The sequence below is a fragment of the Arthrobacter sp. YA7-1 genome (genome assembly GCF_025960325.1).
In the GTDB taxonomy this organism is placed as follows: Bacteria; Actinomycetota; Actinomycetes; order Actinomycetales; family Micrococcaceae; genus Arthrobacter; species Arthrobacter bambusae_A.
In genome coordinates, this window is record NZ_CP110114.1 from 3407450 (window position 1) to 3423908 (window position 16459).

Consider the following 16459-nt stretch of genomic DNA (forward strand, 5'->3'; position numbering starts at 1 on the left):
TAGTGAGCGAGCGTCCGCAGGAAATACCCCAAAGGTGAGCGAGCGTCCGCAGCGGGTCCGGGATCTAGCCTGAAGCGGCGCCCGTCAGTTCGACACCGGCATCAGCTGCCTCGCGGAAGGGCGCGTCGATGAGCACCACGTCGCGGCCTGCACGATGCAGCAGGCTTGCGGCGACGCTTGCCCGATAACCGGAGGTGCAATGCACCCAGATCCTGGCCGTCGGCAATTCGTCCACACGGCGCAAAAGCTCGTGCAATGGAACATTGGCCGCGCCTTGGACGTGTGAGGCGGAAAATTCCTCGGTACGGCGCACGTCCAGCACCGTTTCACCCGGAGCCCGGTCCCGCATCAGCCCCGCCCAGTCGGTGATCGGATACTGCACCAACAACGCGCCGGGTGCCAGAGCCCCGGGATCCACGCCGACGGCGGCATCCGGGGAGTCGAATCCGATCCTTGCGAGGTCGCGGATGGCCTTTTCGACGTCGGCATGGGCACCCAGCAGGGTCAGCGGCTGGTTCCATGGCAGGACCCAACCAAGGTAGCTCGTGAAGCTCGATCCCATCCCGTATTCAAAGGCCACGCTGCCACGCAGGTGGCTCGCGGCGAATGCGACACGGTTGCGCAGGTCCACCACCCATTCCCCGGCCTCGAGCCTGCGCTCCAGTTCGGCGGGTTCCACGGATTCCGGCATGTCGAGTATCGCCGGGCCCGGACCGAGTGCATTGAGCGGGCTCATATGCGCGTAGTAGCTCGGGTAGGCCGTGATATTCGCCAGGAGGTGCCTGACAAAGTGGTCTTCGTCCGGGTCAGTGAGCGCATGGTTGCTTGCGGCCTGCTCCCCGATCGTCGATGCGGGGATCCTGCTCGCGGGACCGATGGAGCAGAACGAACCGAAGCCATGGGTGGGATACAGGATCGCATCCGGTGTTGCCTCAGCGACGAGCCGCCGGACCGAGGCGTATTGATCATGGGCCAGTCCGGCGGTCTCCTCCGGGCCAATCAAATCCGTCCGGCCCACAGAGCCGTAGAGCAGGCTGCCACCCGAGAACACGGCTAGCCGGACGCCAGTGCCGGCGTCGGGGTCCGAAACGACATAGGCCAGGTGTGTGTGCGTGTGGCCCGGCGTGGCCACGGGCTTGACTGAAAGTCTGCCTACCTTGAACGCCCGCCCCGGGACAACCGGCTCCCGCTCAAACGCTACGTTGTCCGCCGCATTCACCAGGTAGCGGGCGTTGTGGTCACGGGCAAGGATGAGGCCGCCGGTGAGGTAGTCGTTGTGGAGGTGGGTCTCAGCGACATGCGTGATGGCCACTCCCGCAGCGCGCGCCGCTGTTTCGACGCGGTCGGTGTCACGTTGGGGGTCGATCACGAGCGCCACCGTACCGTCGTGAACGAGGTAGCTGGGGTCCCCCAATTGGGTCGTTTCGACGACGACGACGTCCATGCGGAAAGTTTAGCCCCGATAACGCGCAACGCGGGGTCACTTAGCGCCCATTCCGATGCCCCGGATGGGCGCCAAGTGACCCCGCGTTGGAGATTTAGACCTGGGCAGCCACGCCGTCGCGGGAGATATCCACCATGTCCTCACGCGGGACAACCTTGATGCGTTCGCGCTGGACCTCGACGCCGTGCGAAGTGCCGGCGTCGGACGCTGCGGCACCCAGAGCGAGCTCGTGGGCGTCCAGGGCCAGCCAACCTTCCCAGCTGGTGAACTTCACACCGCGGGCGTCCAGGAGCTCGACGACGGCGTCCGCCTCGGGAACGGCAGCAAACGGCAGGTTTTCACGGTCTTCCAGGAGGTACGTGACCGTCTCCAGTGCGTCGCCCTTGGTGTGGCCGATGAGGCCGACGGGGCCACGCTTGATCCAACCCGTGGCGTAGAGGCCAGGAACGTGCTCGCCGGAAGCGTCCAGCACGCGGCCGCCGTCGTTCGCGACGACCCCGCGCTTGTGGTCGAACTCAACGTCCGGCAGCGCGGAACCGAAGTAGCCGATCGCGCGGTACACGGCCTGGACCGGGTAGTCGACGATCTCGCCGGTACCACGCGCGTTGCCTGTGCCGTCCAGCTCGGTGCGCTCGAACTTGATCGCGGCAACCTTGCCCGGGGTCTCTGCGGAATCCACGATTTCCACCGGGCTGTGCAGGAAGTGCAGGTGCAGCCGGCGGGATGCCTTGAGCTCGGAGAGGTCCTCGGGCTGCTCGGCGATCCAGTTGGTGAGCGTGCCCACCATGGTCTTGGTCTGGTTGTTCGTCTGGATCTGGCGGTCCGACTCTTCGTCGAACTCGAAGTCCTCGGCGTAAAGGATGATGTCCACGTCCTTGGAGTGGGACAGTTCGCGGAGCTCCAGCGGGGTGAACTTCACCTGCGCCGGTCCACGGCGGCCGAAGACGTGTACGTCGGTGACCGGGGAAGCCTTGAGGCCCGCGTAGACGTTGTCCGGAATTTCGGTCACGAGAAGGTCGTCGGCGTGCTTGGAGAGGACCCGGGCAACGTCGAGTGCGACGTTGCCGTTGCCGAGCACGGCCACCGAGCTGGCGTTGAGAGGCCACTCGCGGGAAACGTCGGGGTGCCCGTCGTACCAGGAGACGAAGTCGGCGCCGCCGAAGGAGCCTTCCAGTTCGATGCCCGGGATGTTCAGGTCCGCGTCCTTGATGGCGCCGGTGGCGAAGATCACGGCGTCGTAGTGGGTGCGGAGGTCTTCGATGGAGATGTCCGTGCCGTAGTCGACGTTGCCGAAGAAGCGGATGTCCCCGCGGTCCAGGACCTTGTGCAGCGCGTTGACGATGCCCTTGATGCGGGGGTGGTCCGGAGCGACGCCGTAGCGGATCAGGCCGTAGGGAGCCGGGTAGCGGTCGAAGAGGTCGATGCTGACCGCCAGCTCGCCGCTCTTGACGGCCTCGCTCTTGGTCAGGATGTCAGCTGCGTAGACGCCGGCCGGGCCGGAGCCGACGACGGCGACGCGCAGCGGACGTGCGGCGGTTCCTACGGTGGTGCTAGATGACACGGCTGTGTTCCTTTTCAGTGTGCTTCCCAACTGGCTCGCAATTGTTGTCGTTTTGAGGGCTCATAACGACACCTAATGCGAGCTAGTTGGGTGAGGGGCTAAGGGGTAACGACGCGGGGCTTGTTGGGGGTCAGTGTGCTGTAGTCAGCGGTCTTGAAATGTTCGGGGGCAAACGGGCTGACACGCACAACATCGCCGATCACAATCACTGCGGGATTTGCGACGCCGGTAGCCTCGGCTTGCTCGGCGATGGTTGCCAAAGTGCCGATCGTGACGCGCTGTTCGGGCATGTAGCCGTTCTCTACGATACCTACTGGCGTGTCCAGGGGCATTCCGGATTCCGCGAGGGCCGCGGCGGATTCGCGGAGTTTGGCGACGCCCATGAGCAGGATCACCGTGTGGTCCGGTCGGGCCGGGACCTCGGAGAGTTCCTCGTGGCCGGTCACCACGCTGAAGCCCTTCGCGAGTCCTCGGTGCGTCACGGGAATACCCGCTGCGGCCGGCACTGAGATCGCCGAGGTCACGCCCGGAACCACTTCAACCTCGACGCCGTTCTGCCGGCAAAATTCGGCTTCCTCGCCGCCGCGGCCCAGGACGTAGGGGTCGCCGCCCTTGAGCCGCACCACCCGGTGGCCGGCCAGGGCTTCCTCCACAAGGATCCGGTTGATCTCGAGTTGCGGCACGGGGTGGTGGCCGGGTGTCTTGCCGACCTCGATCACGCGGACGTCCGGAGCGAGCTCCTGCAGCAAGTCACGCGGTCCGAGGCGGTCCGCAACGACGACGTCGGCCTGGCCCAGCAGACGGCGGCCGCGGACGGTGATGAGTCCGGAGTCGCCGGGCCCGCCGCCCACGAGCGCGACGCTTCCGGTGGACGCACGACGACGGCGGAGGGGCAAGTCTCCCGTCTCAAGCGCGGTGGCAACCGCGTCGCGCAAGGCCATGGCACGGCGCGGGTCTCCCCCGGCATTGATGGCGATTTTGACGTCGTCGACGACGGCGACGGCGGGCGTCCAGGCTGCCGACGATTCGTGGTCCGAGGCGTTGACGCACCAGATGCGCTGCGCCTCGGCGTCGGCGGCTACTTGGGCGTCCACAGCGGCAACACCGGTGGCAGTCTGGACGAACCATACGCCGTCGACGTCGGAGGAAAGGTAGGTGCGCGGCTCCCAGGTGAGCAGGCCGGAGGCGGCAAGTTCGCGGAGCGCGTCAGAGGCAACGGGGGCCACCACGGTCACCCGAGCGCCGGCGTCGAGCAGTCCCTTGGCGCGTCGGGCAGCCACGGGTCCGCCGCCCACCACCAGCACCGGGCGGCCGAGCAGCCGCAGGGCTGTGGGGTAGATGTCCTGTATTGCCATGAAAAAACTGTAGGGCCGGGCCGTAACATGCTTCAAAGGTCCGGAAACACCAGTTCACGCTAGGTAACCCGGCGTCACATTACGCCTAAGCGCCGGGCGCCTCCCATCCGATCGCCGGAGCCACGTATTTGGCGATGTTGCCCAGCAGCTTGATGTTGTACTCCACACCGAGTTGGTTGGGCACGGTAACGAGTACGGTGTCCGCTGCCTGGACCGCGGCGTCCTGCGCGAGTTCCTCGGCCAAGGCATCGGGCGGGCCGACGTAACTCTTGCCGAACCGCGACAGGGCACCGTCGAGCATGCCCACTTGGTCGCGGTTATCCACCTGCGCGCGGAGCCCGAAATAGTGTTCGTCCTCGGCATCCACCACGGGAATGATGCTGCGGCTGACCGAAACACGGGGCTCGAAACCGTGTCCGGCCGTTGTCCATGCCTCCCGGAACATGCTGATCTGTTCGGCCTGGAGCTGGTCGAAGGGAACTCCGGTGTCCTCGGTGAGCAGGGTGGAGCTCATGAGGTTCATCCCTTGTTCCGCGGCCCAGACGGCGGTTTTGCGGGTGCCGGCGCCCCACCAGATCCGTCGCGGCAGCCCGGGCGACGTCGGCTGTATCGGCAGGAGGCCACGGCCGCCGCCCATGAAGGAGGGATCAGCTTCGGCTACTCCGTGGCCTGCGATAGCGTGCCGGAAAACGGCGGTGTGGCGGCGGGCCATCGCGGAGTCGTCCTCACCCTCGGCGGGCGCGTAGCCAAAGTACCGGGCGCCGTGCAGGGCCGGCTCGGGTGAACCACGGCTGATGCCCAATTGGAGCCTGCCTTGGCTGATGAGGTCCGTGGCCGCTGCTTCTTCGGCCATGTAAAGCGGGTTTTCGTAGCGCATGTCGATCACGCCCGTGCCCATCTCGATCCGGCTGGTCCGGGCCGCGATGGCCGCCAACAAGGGGAACGGCGAGGCCTGCTGGCGCGCAAAGTGGTGCACGCGGAAGAAGGCTCCGTTGACGCCGAGTTCCTCGGCCGCCACCGCAAGGTCGATCCCCTGGAGCAAGGCGTCGCCGGCCGACGGAGTGCGCGATCCTTGGACGGGTCCCCAGTGGCCGAAGGAAAGAAAACCGATTCGTTTCATGCCCGCATCAACCACGGTGTGGGCCGGGGAATTCCTTAGCGCGTGCTGCCCGCGAGCAGGCCGCGGCGGAGCAGGAGGCGGCGCTCAATCGGGGCGAAGACAACGAGCTCGATCAGGATGCCCACAAAGAGTATCGCCAGGATGGCGGACATGACCGTGGCCATGTCCGACAGGGTGCGGCCCTGGTCCAGGAGCGAACCGAGTCCGAAGCCGATGGTGCCGCCCACCGCGATGATTTCGGCGGCCATGAGCGAGCGCCAGGAGAAAGCCCAGCCCTGCTTGAGTCCACCCAGATAGCCGGGGAGGGCCGCGGGCAGGACGATCTGTAACGCCATCTGCAGTCGCGAGGCCCCAAGGACCTTCCCGACGCTCCGGTATTGCGGCGGGATCTGGTCGACGCCGGAAATCAGCCCGTTGATGATGGACGGGATGGCACCCATGAGGACGACAAAGTACACCGTGCCGTCCGAGAGCCCGAACCAGATGATCGCCGCCGGAACCCAGGCCACCGACGGCAGCACCTGGAGCCCGGAAATGAGCGGTCCGAAGGCACGGCGCAGCGGCTGCACCTGTGCCAGGAGCAGGCCCACCGGAGTAGCCACGGCGACGCTGATGAGGAATCCGATCACGCCGCGCTGAAGTGAGGTCCAGATGGCTTCCTGGGCTTTGCCTTCGGCCCACAAAGAACCGAACTGGCCCAGGACGTCGAGCGGTCCGGGAACCTGGTCGCGGCGCTTGAAACCAAGGGAGACATAGAACTGCCACGCGAGGATCAGGACCAAGAGCGCCGCAATCGGGAAGACAATACGGGCCCAGTCGATGCGCGCCTTGCGGTGGGCATCCGACTGCAGCTTGTCCAGGCCGGCCTCAAGGTCCCGGAGTTCGTCCGGGTTTCCCTTCAGGGACGGCGACGTGATGTGGCGGGACTGCTGAGCTTGCTCGGCGGCCTCTCCTTCGGCAAGCCGGGTCTCTTGTTCAATTGGCATGGCGGCGGATCTCCTCGCGCAGGCGGCGGGTAATGGTTCCGGTCAGCTCCCCGGCCCGGCCGGCGTCGGTCCGGTGTTCCTCGGTGACGTTCCACTCGGCCACGACCCGTCCCGGACGGGAGGACAGCAGCAGGACACGCTGGCCGAGCCTGACGGCTTCGCGCACGTTGTGCGTCACGAACACGATGGTGCGGCCGGTTTCCTTCCAGATCCGCTCAAGCTCGTCGTGCAGAAGGTCGCGGGTGATGGCGTCGAGGGCAGCGAACGGTTCGTCCATGAGCAACAGTTGCCGGTCCTGCGCCAACGCGCGGGCCAGGGCGACGCGTTGGCGCATGCCGCCGGAGAGCTCGTGCGGGCGCTTGTCCCCCGCGCCACCCAAATGGACGAGGTCCAACAGCTCGCCCGCACGGGCGGCACGCGACGCTTTGCTCAGGCTGCCGGACTTGTCGGCGAGTTTCAGCGCGAGTTCGATGTTGCCGCGGGCAGTGAGCCATGGAAACAGCGCTGAATCCTGGAACATGAAGGCGGCACCGTCGCTGGGCACCTCCAGGGCGCCCGACGTCGGCTGGTCCAGCCCCGCGAGGATGTTCAGCAGGGTGGATTTGCCGCAGCCGGACGCACCGAGCAAGGCGACGAACTCGCCTTGCTGGATGGTGGCGTTGACGTCGTCCAGCACCGGGGCTCCGTCGCCGAAGCGTTTACCCAGGTGTTCCAGTACGACTGGCATGGTCCCGTCCTTCGTTTGTTTCGTTGTTGAATTCCCAACTGACTGGCAGTTGTTGTCGTTATGAGGCCTCAAAACGACAACAACTGCGAGTCAGTTGGGTCTTGGCAGTTCAGTCTTGGCCCAGTCCTGCAGCCGAGGTCTTCTGCCCGGTCACGTTGTTGAGGGCGCGGAGGTCGAAGATGCCGTTGATGTCGGCCGGTTTGGTGATGCCGGCGTCGACCCCGTCCTGGAGGAGTTTCTTGTAGGTTCCGGCGAGCGGGTCCACGGTGAAGGTGATGTTCTTCAGGGAGCGGTCGATGACGTCGGCCGGCAACGTACTTCCGGCGGTCGCCTTCAGGGCGGCGTTGATCGCGGTGGCCTTGTCGGCCGCCGAGGCGGTGTTGAGCCAGTTGACGGAGGCTTCGTGGCCCTGGAGCAGGGCCGTTACCGTCTGCGGGTGCTCGGCGGCGAACTTCTTGCTCACGATCAGGATGGTGGTGGGGAACGCACCCTTGTCCCAGAGGTCCTTCTCGTCCACGAGGACCTTCCCGCCGGCTTGGAGCACCAGACGTGAGGCCCAGGGCTCTGGCAACCACGCGCCGTCGAGCTTTCCGTCCTGGAAGAGCTTGAGGGTCTGGGCGTTATCGGTGGGGTTGATGGCGACGTCGCCCCCGCCGTTCGGGTTGCTCTTCAGACCTTGCTTGCCAAGCCAGGCGCGCAGTGCCACGTCCTGGGTGCCGCCGAGTTGTGGGGATGCGAGGGTCTTGCCCTTGAGGTCCGCGGCGCTGTTGATGCCGGGCTTCACCACGAGCTGCGCACCCCCGGAGGCAGCACCCGCGATGATGCTGATGGAGGCGCCCTTGCTCTGGACGAAGGAGTTGATGGCCGGGTTGGGCCCGAGGTAGGCGGCGTCGATCGCTCCGGCGTTCAGGGCCTCGATCGCGGCGGGTCCGGCGTTGAAGATCTGGGTAGTGAGCTTGGTGCTGCCGAGCTTGCTGGCGATGATCCCCTTGCTGACGCCCACCAGCGCGGGAGCGTGGGTGACGTTGCCGAAGTAGCCGAGCCGAAGTTCAGCGGCGGGCGTCGTTGCCGCGGCTGCCTGGGTTTCGTTGTTCTTGGCCACCACCGATGCGACAGCGGCACCGGCACCGATCAGCAGGACGAGTCCGACGGCGATGCCGATCTCGAGCGCGCGGCGGCGCTTGGGCTTGTTGGTTTCGCCGGCGACGATGCGGGTGGTTCCCGGGTTCGAGGCGGGCGGCGTGGGTTCTGGGGTGTTTGACATGGGGGAATCCTTGGGATGCGTTGCGGAAGGGGCAGGGCGTTTATCAGGCCCTGCGACATCGCCCCGAAAGGGCAGCCAAGGACCAATCCGATGAGGTCATGGATTCACCATAGGGACTGTCATATTTGCCGTTCAATGACCCGGAAACCCGGGGTCACGCACGTTCATGCGGCGTCACAATTGAGCTGGCCCCGACGCAAAAAACCGCAGCTTGTTTCCCATCCCGGACCTTGAAGGCGGGGTTCGGGAAACAAGCTGCGGTTCCAGTCACCGGAAGCGTCAGATGACGTAACGTTCGTCCTCGTGGTCGCCCGGGTGGTCCTTCACCAAGCCGGCGGCCAGCGTGTTGCCGTCCACGGGGTCGATCACCAGGAAAGCGCCCGTGCGGCGGTGGTGCAGGTAGTTCTCCAACGGCAACGGCGCGGCCAGTCGAAGCTGGGCGTTGCCGATGTCGTTCAGCTCAAGGCTGGAGGCCGCCTCGACGTTGAACGTGGCCAGGTCCAGCTTGCCCGTGACATTGCGGACGAGCGCCTGGACGGTCCGGGTCCCATGCTTCACGAGCACCTTGGCACCTTCTCGCAACGGCTTCGGCGAAAGCCAGCACAGGGCCGCGTACAGATCGGCCGAGCTCTCACGCACCGTCCCTGCGGCGGCAATGGTGTCACCGCGGGCGATGTCGATTTCGTCAGCCAGGCGGATCGCCACGGATTGCGGAGCGGTAGCCTCGGTCAACTCGCTGCCCGCGAAGTCGATCCCCGTCACGGTGGTGATCCGGGGTTCGTGGCCCGGGCTCAGGACGGTGACTTTGTCCCCGAGCTTCACGGTTCCTTCCGTGATCTGGCCGGCGTAGGCACGGTAGTCGCGGTACGCGCCGACGTCGAGCCCTGCGGCGACGGCGTCGGGAGCCAGCGCGCCTTGCGGCCGGATGACCAGCTGGACCGGGAAGCGGAAACTCTCCAGGTGGCTTTCGAGCTCGTCCGCGGCCGGAAGGGTTTCCAGGACCTCGAGCAGCGCCGGGCCGCTGTACCACGGGGTGCGTTCCGAGCGGTCCACGACGTTGTCGCCGTCGAGCGCCGACACCGGGATGACGGCGATGTCGGCCACGCCATCACTGCCCAAGCCAAGCTCGCGGGCGACTTTCTGCACGTCGGCCTCGATCTCGCGGAAGACCGACTCGCTGAAGTCCACGAGGTCGATCTTGTTCACAGCGACGATCACATGCGCCACGCGGAGCAACTGCAACACTGACAGGTGGCGGCGGGTCTGCTCCAGGACTCCCTTGCGGGCGTCAATGAGGACGACGACGGCGTCCGCAGTGGACGCGCCCGTCACCGTGTTCTTGGTGTACTGCACGTGGCCGGGGCAGTCCGCGAGGATGAAGCTGCGGCGGTCGGTGGCGAAGTAGCGGTAGGCGACATCGATGGTGATGCCCTGTTCCCGCTCGGCGCGAAGGCCGTCGGTCAGGAGGGCAAGGTCGATCGCCTGGCTGCCGGTGGCGCCGGCTCCGCCGAAGCCGCGGTCCGCCGAGGTGCGGGCGACGGCGTCGAGCTGGTCCGCGAGGATCGCCTTGGAATCGTGCAGCAAGCGGCCCACGAGGGTGGACTTGCCGTCGTCGACGGATCCAGCCGTGGCGAAGCGGAACAGCGTCGATTCGCGCAGGCCGGTCTCCAGGAGTGCGGTTTCAGTGCTCATTAGAAGTAGCCGTCCTTCTTGCGGTCTTCCATGGCTGCCTCGGAGATGCGGTCATCTGCACGGGTGGCGCCACGTTCGGTGAGTGTGGATGCGGCAACTTCAACAACGACGTCGGCAACCGTGCGGGCGTCGGAAAGGACGGCGCCCGTGCAGGACATGTCACCCACAGTGCGGTAGCGGACGAGCTTCGTCACGACTTCCTCGTGGGGTTTCGGCATGGAAACCTCGCCGACTGCGCGCCACATGCCGTCGCGTTCGTAGACTTCGCGTTCGTGGGCGTAGTACAGGCCGGGCAGTTCAATGCCTTCGCGCTCGATATAGCGCCAGACGTCCAGTTCGGTCCAGTTGCTGATGGGGAACGCGCGGACGTGCTGGCCCACGGTGTGGCGGCCGTTGTACAGGTTCCACAGTTCCGGGCGCTGGTTGCGGGGATCCCACTGGCCGAATTCGTCGCGCAGGCTCAGGATGCGTTCCTTGGCGCGGGCCTTGTCCTCGTCGCGGCGGCCGCCGCCGAAGACGGCGTCGAACTTGTTGCGCTGGATGGCATCCAACAGCGGCACGGTCTGCAGCGGGTTGCGGGTGCCGTCGGCACGCTCGGCAAGTTCGCCACGGTCGATGAACTCCTGCACGGAACCCACCACCAGCTTGAGGCCCAGGCGCTCCACCGTGCGGTCACGGAAGTCGATGACCTCGGGGAAGTTGTGGCCCGTGTCCACGTGCAGCACGGGGAACGGAACCTTGCCAGGCCAGAACGCCTTGGTGGCCAGGTGCAGCATCACCACGGAATCCTTGCCACCGGAGAACAACAGCGCAGGCTTCTCGAACTCGGCAACAACCTCACGGATGATGTGGATGGCCTCGGACTCGAGGGTGTCGAGTGAGGAAAGGCGCTCAGAGGTTTCGACGCCGACTGCCGCCCCCGCCCCTTCGCCGCGCGGCTGATCTTCGATCAGCCCAGCGCGCGGCTCCGACAGGCCCGATGCCACTCCCTGGGCGGCAGTCGGCGTCTCAGCTGCGTCGGTTTCCAGCACAGACAACTCCAGGTCCTCGTTGGTGATTTGGGTACTCATACGTGTAGTCCGCATTCTGTCTTGTCGGTTCCTGCCCAGCGGCCGGAGCGACGGTCCGCTCCAGGGGCCACTTTGCGGGTGCAGGGCTGGCATCCGATGGACGGGTAGCCCTGGCTCAGGAGGGGGTTGACGGGAAGGATGTTGTCTTCGGAGTACTGGACCAGCTGGTCGAAGCTCCAGTCGGCCATCGGGTTGACCTTGACCAGGCCGTTGGTCTCGTCCCAGGTGATCAGCGGCGTGTTGGTCCGCGTGGGGGCCTCGTCGCGGCGGACACCGGTGAACCAGACTTCATAGCCGGCGAGGGTCCGGCGCAGCGGCTGGACCTTGCGGAGCGCGCAGCACTGGGCGGCGTCGCGGGCGAACAGGTCCTTGCCGAGAAGGCGGTCCTGCTGCTCCACGGTGTTTTCCGGGAGCACGTCCACGATGTTCACGCGAAGGTTCGCGGCCACTTCGTCCCGCGTGGCGTGGGTTTCGGGAAAGTGGTAGCCGGTCTCCAGGAACAGGACGTCGACGCCGGGAAACTGGTCCGCGACGAGGGCCGGGAGCACGGCGTCGGCCATGGAGCAGGCCACGGCGACGGCGGGCAGTTCGAAGTTGCGGGCCACCCAGGCGATGACGTCGCGGGCGGGCGCGTTCCAGCCGAGCTCTGCGGCACCGGATTCCGCCAGGGCCTTGAGTTCGTCGTGGGAGCGGAGCTGGGTGGTGGTGGTCACTGGAGATCTCCTTCATCTGCGGAGTGTGCCCATTCGGCGAAGGTCTGGCCCTCGGCACGGTCGGCCACGAACTTCCGGACTACCCGCTCTACGTAATCGGGCAGGTCCTCGACGTAGACCTTGAGGCCGCGCACGGTCCGTCCGAGGCCTGCTTCTTCGCGGCTGGAGGAAGCCAGCCCGCCGCCCAAGTGGACCTGGAAGCCCGGGGTGGGGTCGCCGTCGGGCGTCGGCAACATCATGCCCTTGAGCCCGATGTCCGCGGTCTGGATGCGGGCGCAGGAGTTGGGGCAGCCGTTGATGTGCAGGGACAGGGCCTGCGGCAACTGGCCGCTGTCCGCGAGGTCGGCCAGGCGGCGTTCCAGTTCGGCGACGGCGGTGGCTGCCGTGACCTTGGTTTCCACGATGGCGAGCTTGCAGAACTCGATGCCGGTGCAGGCGATGGTGCCGCGGCGGAAGACGGACGGGCGGGCGGAGAGGCCCAGGGTGTCCAGTTCGGCCACGAGCGCTTCCACCTGCTCCTTGGCGACGTCCAACACAACGATCTTCTGGTGCGGCGTGGTGCGCAGGCGGAACGAGCCGCGGGCTTCGAGGGTGTCCGCGAGCTTCACGAGCTGGCTTCCCGAGAGGCGTCCGGCCAAGGGTGTGGCGCCGATGAAGAACTTGCCGTCCTTCTGCTCGTGGATGCCGACGTGGTCGCCCGGAGTTGAAGGCTTCGGGGCAGCGGGGCCGTCGGAAAGCTTGAAGCCGAGGTATTCGTCCTCGAGGATCTGGCGGAACTTCTCGGGACCCCAGTCGGCCAGGAGGAACTTCAGGCGAGCTTTGGTGCGCATGCGGCGGTAACCGTAGTCGCGGAAGATGCTGGTGACGCCGAGCCATACCTCGGCGGCTTCCTCGGGCTTCACGAACGCACCGAGCCGCTTGGCGAGCATCGGGTTGGTGGACAGCGCGCCGCCCACCCAGAGGTCATAGCCGACGCCGAGTTCGGGGTGGACCATGCCGACCAGGCCGAAGTCGTTGATCTCGTGGACCACGTCCTGCGAGGGGTGGCCGGTGATGGCGGTCTTGTATTTGCGCGGCAGGTTGGCGAGCTCGGGGTCGCCGATGAAGCGCTCCGCGAGTTCGTGGATCAGCGGCGTGGGATCGATGATCTCGTCCTTGGCGATCCCGGCAACCGGGGAGCCCAGGATGACGCGCGGGACGTCGCCGCACGCCTCGGTGGTGGACAGGCCGACGGATTCGAGGCGGCGCCAGATCTCCGGCACGTCCTCCACGCGGATCCAGTGCAGCTGGATGTTCTGGCGGTCGGTCAAGTCGGCGCTGCCACGGGCAAAGTCCACGGAGATCTGGCCGATGACGCGCAACTGCTCGGTGGTGAGCGCACCGCCGTCGATCCTCACGCGGAGCATGAAGTACTTATCCTCGAGCTCGTGCGGCTCAAGCGTGGCGGTCTTGCCGCCGTCGATCCCGGGCTTGCGCTGCGTGTACAGGCCCCACCAGCGGAAACGGCCGTGCAGGTCCGTGCCGTCGATCGAGTCGAAGCCGTGCTTGGAATAGACAGACTCGATACGCTCACGGACGTTCAGTCCGTTGTCTTCCTGCTTCCAGGTTTCGTTGGCGTTGAGCGGCGCGGTGCCGTCAACCTTCCACTGGCCGTGGGGTTTAGCGGCAGGACGGGCGGTGCGGGCCGGGCGCTTGGGTGCAGCCTCGTCCGCAGACGCTCCGGCTAGAGCTGTATCAGTCATGCATCGACTGTAGGGCTGGCCAGATTTCTCCAACAACGACGCAGAAACGAAGAGTCACCTAGGGAAACATTTCGTCACGAACCGCCGTCGTGCCTTGTTCACCCGGCCGCGCTGTGCATTCGCAATGCCCGCTCAGGAGAGAGCAGCAACCACCGCGTCGTAGCGTTCCAGGGCGATCTCCGCGAGCACGCGAGAGGGAAGCAACGGCGCCGTCACGACGTCGGCCCCGGCCTTGGACAGCTGGTCATGGAAATAGCCCGTGGCCAGCAGGTACGAGGAGACCACCACCCGGCCGCCGCCTTCGGTGGCCTCCGTGCCGGTGAGTTCCGCGCGAAGGGCCGCGACGCCGTCGGGCACGTTCGGCTCGGCACTGGCACCGTAAGCGACGCGCACTTTGTTGGGCAGCAGCTCGGCGAGCTGGCGCGCCTGCTCTTCCGAATCGACGGAACCGTCCGGCAGCGATGAGCCCGCGGCGGCCAGCAGGACGCCGTCGTCGTCGCCCAGGCCGGCGTCGCGCAACCGGGCGGCGAGCAGCTCCGCGAGCCGCGGGTCCGGCCCCAGCGGCGGCGCCGCGGACACCTCCGGGCGGGACGTGATCGCCTTCGGGATGTCCACCTTGACGTGGTAGCCGGTGCTGAGCAACAAGGGAACGACGACGGCGGGCGTGCCCTCCGGGAGGCTGGCCACCACGCCGCCCAACTCGGGCTCCTGGACGTCCACGTAGGCCTCAACGACGGTCAGGCCGGGCCGGAGCGCCTCGATCTCGGCCATGACCTGGCGGATAGCGGCTTGCCCTTCGACGTTCCGGGTTCCGTGGGCGCACGCGATCAAGACGGGGCTGTTCATGCGTGCAAGCGTAACGTTGGGCGAGCATGATCGCCCGTCTGTGAACGAAGAATGGAGCTGCATTTGTTCACTTTTGACCTTGCGCTGGTATGGCTGGATCTGGCCGGCGTCTTCTTCTTTGCCGTGTCCGGATCCTTGCTCGCCGCCAAGAAGCAGTTCGACATCATCGGCTCACTGCTCTTGGCTTCGCTCGTCGGCCTGGGCGGCGGTGTCATCCGCGACATCGTCATCAACGCCGGCCCACCCGCGGCGTTCACCAACCCGGTCTATCTGCTGCCACCCTTGTTGGCCGCGGTTCTGGTGTACTTCCTGTTTTCGAGCATCCAGCGCTTCACGTCCCTTTTGACCCTGTTCGACGCCGGCGGGCTGGCGTTGTTCTGCATCACGGGGACGCTCAAGGCACTGGCTGCCGGGATGAATCCGGTGGCTGCGATCCTGCTGGGAGTCACGACGGCGGTGGGCGGCGGCTTGCTCCGCGACATCACGGCCAACGAAATTCCCACCCTCTTCAATGCGCGGGATCTCTACGCCCTGCCGGCCTTCACGGGAGCCGCCTTGACCGCCCTGCTCTGGAACATCGGAGCTTTCAACGGCGTAACAGCCGGGGTCATTGCGGCCTGGGTTTTCGCCTTCCGGGTGGTGGCTTGGCGTTGGGGTTGGCGGGTGCCTTTGGCGGTCCGGGGATGGCACCGCGCCGGGGTCTCCCCGGGCGCCGATTCACGCGGCCGGGATTAGCTAGGATGGGAGCATGACTGACATGTTCCTCGAGAAATTCCGCGCGCTTGTACCGAAGTATCTCGAGGACGAATGGCAGGAAGAAGATGGGCTGTCCACCTCTGAGCTGGACGAGGCCCTGTCCGCCCACTCGTTCACCATTCCCATGGTGCTGCGCGAGTTCTACCTCGCCCTGGGTGGTTGCGAGGACCTCATGGAGGCCTACCACTACTTCTGGGACCCCGAAGAGCTCGAAGTGGACGACGAAGGCTTCCTCATGTTCCTGGAGGACGAAGAGGAGCAATTCACCTGGGGCTTCCGCGTAGGCGACCTCGGCGTCCCCGATCCCATCGTCTGGCGCCGCAACAACGCCCGCGGCCAGTGGAAATCCGAGGAAGGCACGTTCTCCGAATTCGTGTTCGACATGTTCGACTGGGCTTTCAGCGACGAAGACTAGGGGTTTGCTCGGGAGGCCGCGCCTTCCTGACCCTGTTTGAATTTTGAACGGCCGCGACACGCCTTGAACTCGGTGTGTCGCGGCTTTTTTCGTGGCAAGGAGGGTCAGGACGGCGCGCTGTTTGCTGGATTACGACGGCGGGACCCACCCGGGCGCGTATCTTGCGGGGGCGAAGTGGCCCACTTCCCGGTGTCGCAGCACGGTCAGGATCTCGTTGACCACTTCCTCAGGACGGAAGACCACGTCCTCGTAGTAGTAACGCAACACCAAAAGGCCACCCCTCACGCTGGCGTTGTCGCGGTGTCTGTCCTTCTTGACCTGGCGCGCCTCAAGATCAGCCAGGCCGGCCAGAGGAAGGTACGGATACCCAGGGTGGGCACATCGGGCGTGGTCCACCACACTATCCCGGACTTGGCAGCTACCGCAGCTGAGGTGGATGGCCTCGGGCTCCCGGGAACTCCCCCGCCCTTGGACGCCCCCTGGTCCTTGCAGTTGCGCAGTCCTTGCCGCACCACCCCGGTTTCTGAGGAATTGCACCACATCCATGTGGCCAGTCCAGCAGTATCGCTCGGGCGACAGCAGCTGCCGGCTCCCCTGTGTGGACAAGTTTTGCTGGCCCTTCCTGACTTTCTTTCGGCCAACGGACTGCAAGAGACACCCCTTTGCAGGCGTGTAGGGGCCATTCTGAATTCGAAGAAGGAAAGTCAATTCCTGAAAAACTCGAGAAAACCCTTTGACGGGAAAAGTTGCATCCGTGACAAAGTTGTC

At 65.9% G+C, this 16459-nt stretch carries 15 protein-coding genes; 2 read left to right on the forward strand and 13 right to left on the reverse strand.

Annotated features, from left to right (window positions below):
- Positions 1–64: 64 nt before the first annotated feature.
- The 12 genes from OIT41_RS15975 to OIT41_RS16030 all read right to left on the reverse strand — a co-directional run bounded on the left by OIT41_RS15975 (position 65) and on the right by OIT41_RS16030 (position 14520).
- Entirely contained in the window at positions 65–1444 is a 1380-nt protein-coding gene (locus OIT41_RS15975) for an MBL fold metallo-hydrolase (RefSeq protein ID WP_264636797.1), read from the reverse strand.
- 94 nt (positions 1445–1538) lie between these two features.
- Positions 1539–3005, reverse strand: coding sequence for an FAD-dependent oxidoreductase (locus OIT41_RS15980; protein ID WP_264636798.1), 1467 nt, complete (start codon positions 3003–3005; stop codon positions 1539–1541).
- 98 nt (positions 3006–3103) lie between these two features.
- Complete coding sequence (cobA, locus tag OIT41_RS15985) at positions 3104–4360, reverse strand: uroporphyrinogen-III C-methyltransferase (RefSeq protein WP_078107992.1); 1257 nt, start codon at positions 4358–4360, stop codon at positions 3104–3106.
- An 85-nt stretch (positions 4361–4445) separates the two neighbouring features.
- A complete protein-coding gene (locus OIT41_RS15990) occupies positions 4446–5480 on the reverse strand; it encodes an LLM class flavin-dependent oxidoreductase (RefSeq protein ID WP_264636799.1) in 1035 nt (344 codons plus the stop codon).
- Between the two features lie 35 nt (positions 5481–5515).
- Positions 5516–6466: an ABC transporter permease gene (locus OIT41_RS15995; protein ID WP_264636800.1), complete on the reverse strand. Its 951-nt coding sequence runs from the start codon at positions 6464–6466 to the stop codon at positions 5516–5518.
- Positions 6456–7193 (reverse strand): ABC transporter ATP-binding protein, encoded by a 738-nt coding sequence (locus OIT41_RS16000; protein ID WP_234748948.1) that lies wholly within the window; start codon positions 7191–7193, stop codon positions 6456–6458. The genes OIT41_RS15995 and OIT41_RS16000 overlap by 11 nt, the downstream gene beginning before the upstream one ends.
- A gap of 109 nt (positions 7194–7302) precedes the next feature.
- A complete protein-coding gene (locus OIT41_RS16005; protein ID WP_264636801.1) occupies positions 7303–8457 on the reverse strand; it encodes an ABC transporter substrate-binding protein in 1155 nt (384 codons plus the stop codon).
- Positions 8458–8736: 279 nt separating this feature from the next.
- On the reverse strand, positions 8737–10149 hold the full coding sequence (locus OIT41_RS16010; RefSeq protein WP_264636802.1) for a sulfate adenylyltransferase subunit 1: 1413 nt from the start codon (positions 10147–10149) through the stop codon (positions 8737–8739).
- On the reverse strand, positions 10149–11219 hold the full coding sequence (gene cysD, locus OIT41_RS16015; RefSeq protein WP_264636803.1) for a sulfate adenylyltransferase subunit CysD: 1071 nt from the start codon (positions 11217–11219) through the stop codon (positions 10149–10151). The genes OIT41_RS16010 and cysD overlap by 1 nt, the downstream gene beginning before the upstream one ends.
- A complete protein-coding gene (locus tag OIT41_RS16020; RefSeq protein ID WP_264636804.1) occupies positions 11216–11932 on the reverse strand; it encodes a phosphoadenylyl-sulfate reductase in 717 nt (238 codons plus the stop codon). The genes cysD and OIT41_RS16020 overlap by 4 nt, the downstream gene beginning before the upstream one ends.
- On the reverse strand, positions 11929–13674 hold the full coding sequence (locus tag OIT41_RS16025) for a nitrite/sulfite reductase (protein ID WP_078107985.1): 1746 nt from the start codon (positions 13672–13674) through the stop codon (positions 11929–11931). Before OIT41_RS16025 ends, OIT41_RS16020 begins: the two co-directional genes overlap by 4 nt.
- A gap of 132 nt (positions 13675–13806) precedes the next feature.
- Positions 13807–14520: a sirohydrochlorin chelatase gene (locus tag OIT41_RS16030; protein ID WP_264636805.1), complete on the reverse strand. Its 714-nt coding sequence runs from the start codon at positions 14518–14520 to the stop codon at positions 13807–13809.
- A 63-nt stretch (positions 14521–14583) separates the two neighbouring features.
- On the opposite strand from OIT41_RS16030, the gene OIT41_RS16035 reads away from it, so the two are divergent.
- Together OIT41_RS16035 and OIT41_RS16040 are read left to right on the forward strand one after the other, a co-directional pair.
- Positions 14584–15255 (forward strand): trimeric intracellular cation channel family protein, encoded by a 672-nt coding sequence (locus OIT41_RS16035; RefSeq protein WP_241707022.1) that lies wholly within the window; start codon positions 14584–14586, stop codon positions 15253–15255.
- Positions 15256–15268: 13 nt separating this feature from the next.
- On the forward strand, positions 15269–15691 hold the full coding sequence (locus OIT41_RS16040) for a hypothetical protein (RefSeq protein WP_241707021.1): 423 nt from the start codon (positions 15269–15271) through the stop codon (positions 15689–15691).
- A gap of 129 nt (positions 15692–15820) precedes the next feature.
- On the opposite strand, the gene OIT41_RS16045 is transcribed toward OIT41_RS16040, so the two are convergent.
- The gene (locus OIT41_RS16045) at positions 15821–16087 is read right to left on the reverse strand and encodes a hypothetical protein (RefSeq protein WP_264636806.1); all 267 of its coding nucleotides are present in this window, start codon (positions 16085–16087) and stop codon (positions 15821–15823) included.
- Between the last annotated feature and the right edge of the window lie 372 nt (positions 16088–16459).

Coding starts and splice junctions, on each gene's coding strand:
- OIT41_RS16010 (WP_264636802.1), bottom strand. CDS start 10,149: ATGAGCACTGAAACCGCACTCCTGGAGACCGGCCTGCGCGAATCGACG.
- OIT41_RS16025 (WP_078107985.1), bottom strand. CDS start 13,674: ATGACTGATACAGCTCTAGCCGGAGCGTCTGCGGACGAGGCTGCACCC.
- cysD (WP_264636803.1), bottom strand. CDS start 11,219: ATGAGTACCCAAATCACCAACGAGGACCTGGAGTTGTCTGTGCTGGAA.
- OIT41_RS15990 (WP_264636799.1), bottom strand. CDS start 5,480: ATGAAACGAATCGGTTTTCTTTCCTTCGGCCACTGGGGACCCGTCCAA.
- OIT41_RS16030 (WP_264636805.1), bottom strand. CDS start 14,520: ATGAACAGCCCCGTCTTGATCGCGTGCGCCCACGGAACCCGGAACGTC.
- OIT41_RS15975 (WP_264636797.1), bottom strand. CDS start 1,444: ATGGACGTCGTCGTCGTCGAAACGACCCAATTGGGGGACCCCAGCTAC.
- OIT41_RS16040 (WP_241707021.1), top strand. CDS start 15,269: ATGACTGACATGTTCCTCGAGAAATTCCGCGCGCTTGTACCGAAGTAT.
- cobA (WP_078107992.1), bottom strand. CDS start 4,360: ATGGCAATACAGGACATCTACCCCACAGCCCTGCGGCTGCTCGGCCGC.
- OIT41_RS16000 (WP_234748948.1), bottom strand. CDS start 7,193: ATGCCAGTCGTACTGGAACACCTGGGTAAACGCTTCGGCGACGGAGCC.
- OIT41_RS16005 (WP_264636801.1), bottom strand. CDS start 8,457: ATGTCAAACACCCCAGAACCCACGCCGCCCGCCTCGAACCCGGGAACC.
- OIT41_RS15995 (WP_264636800.1), bottom strand. CDS start 6,466: ATGCCAATTGAACAAGAGACCCGGCTTGCCGAAGGAGAGGCCGCCGAG.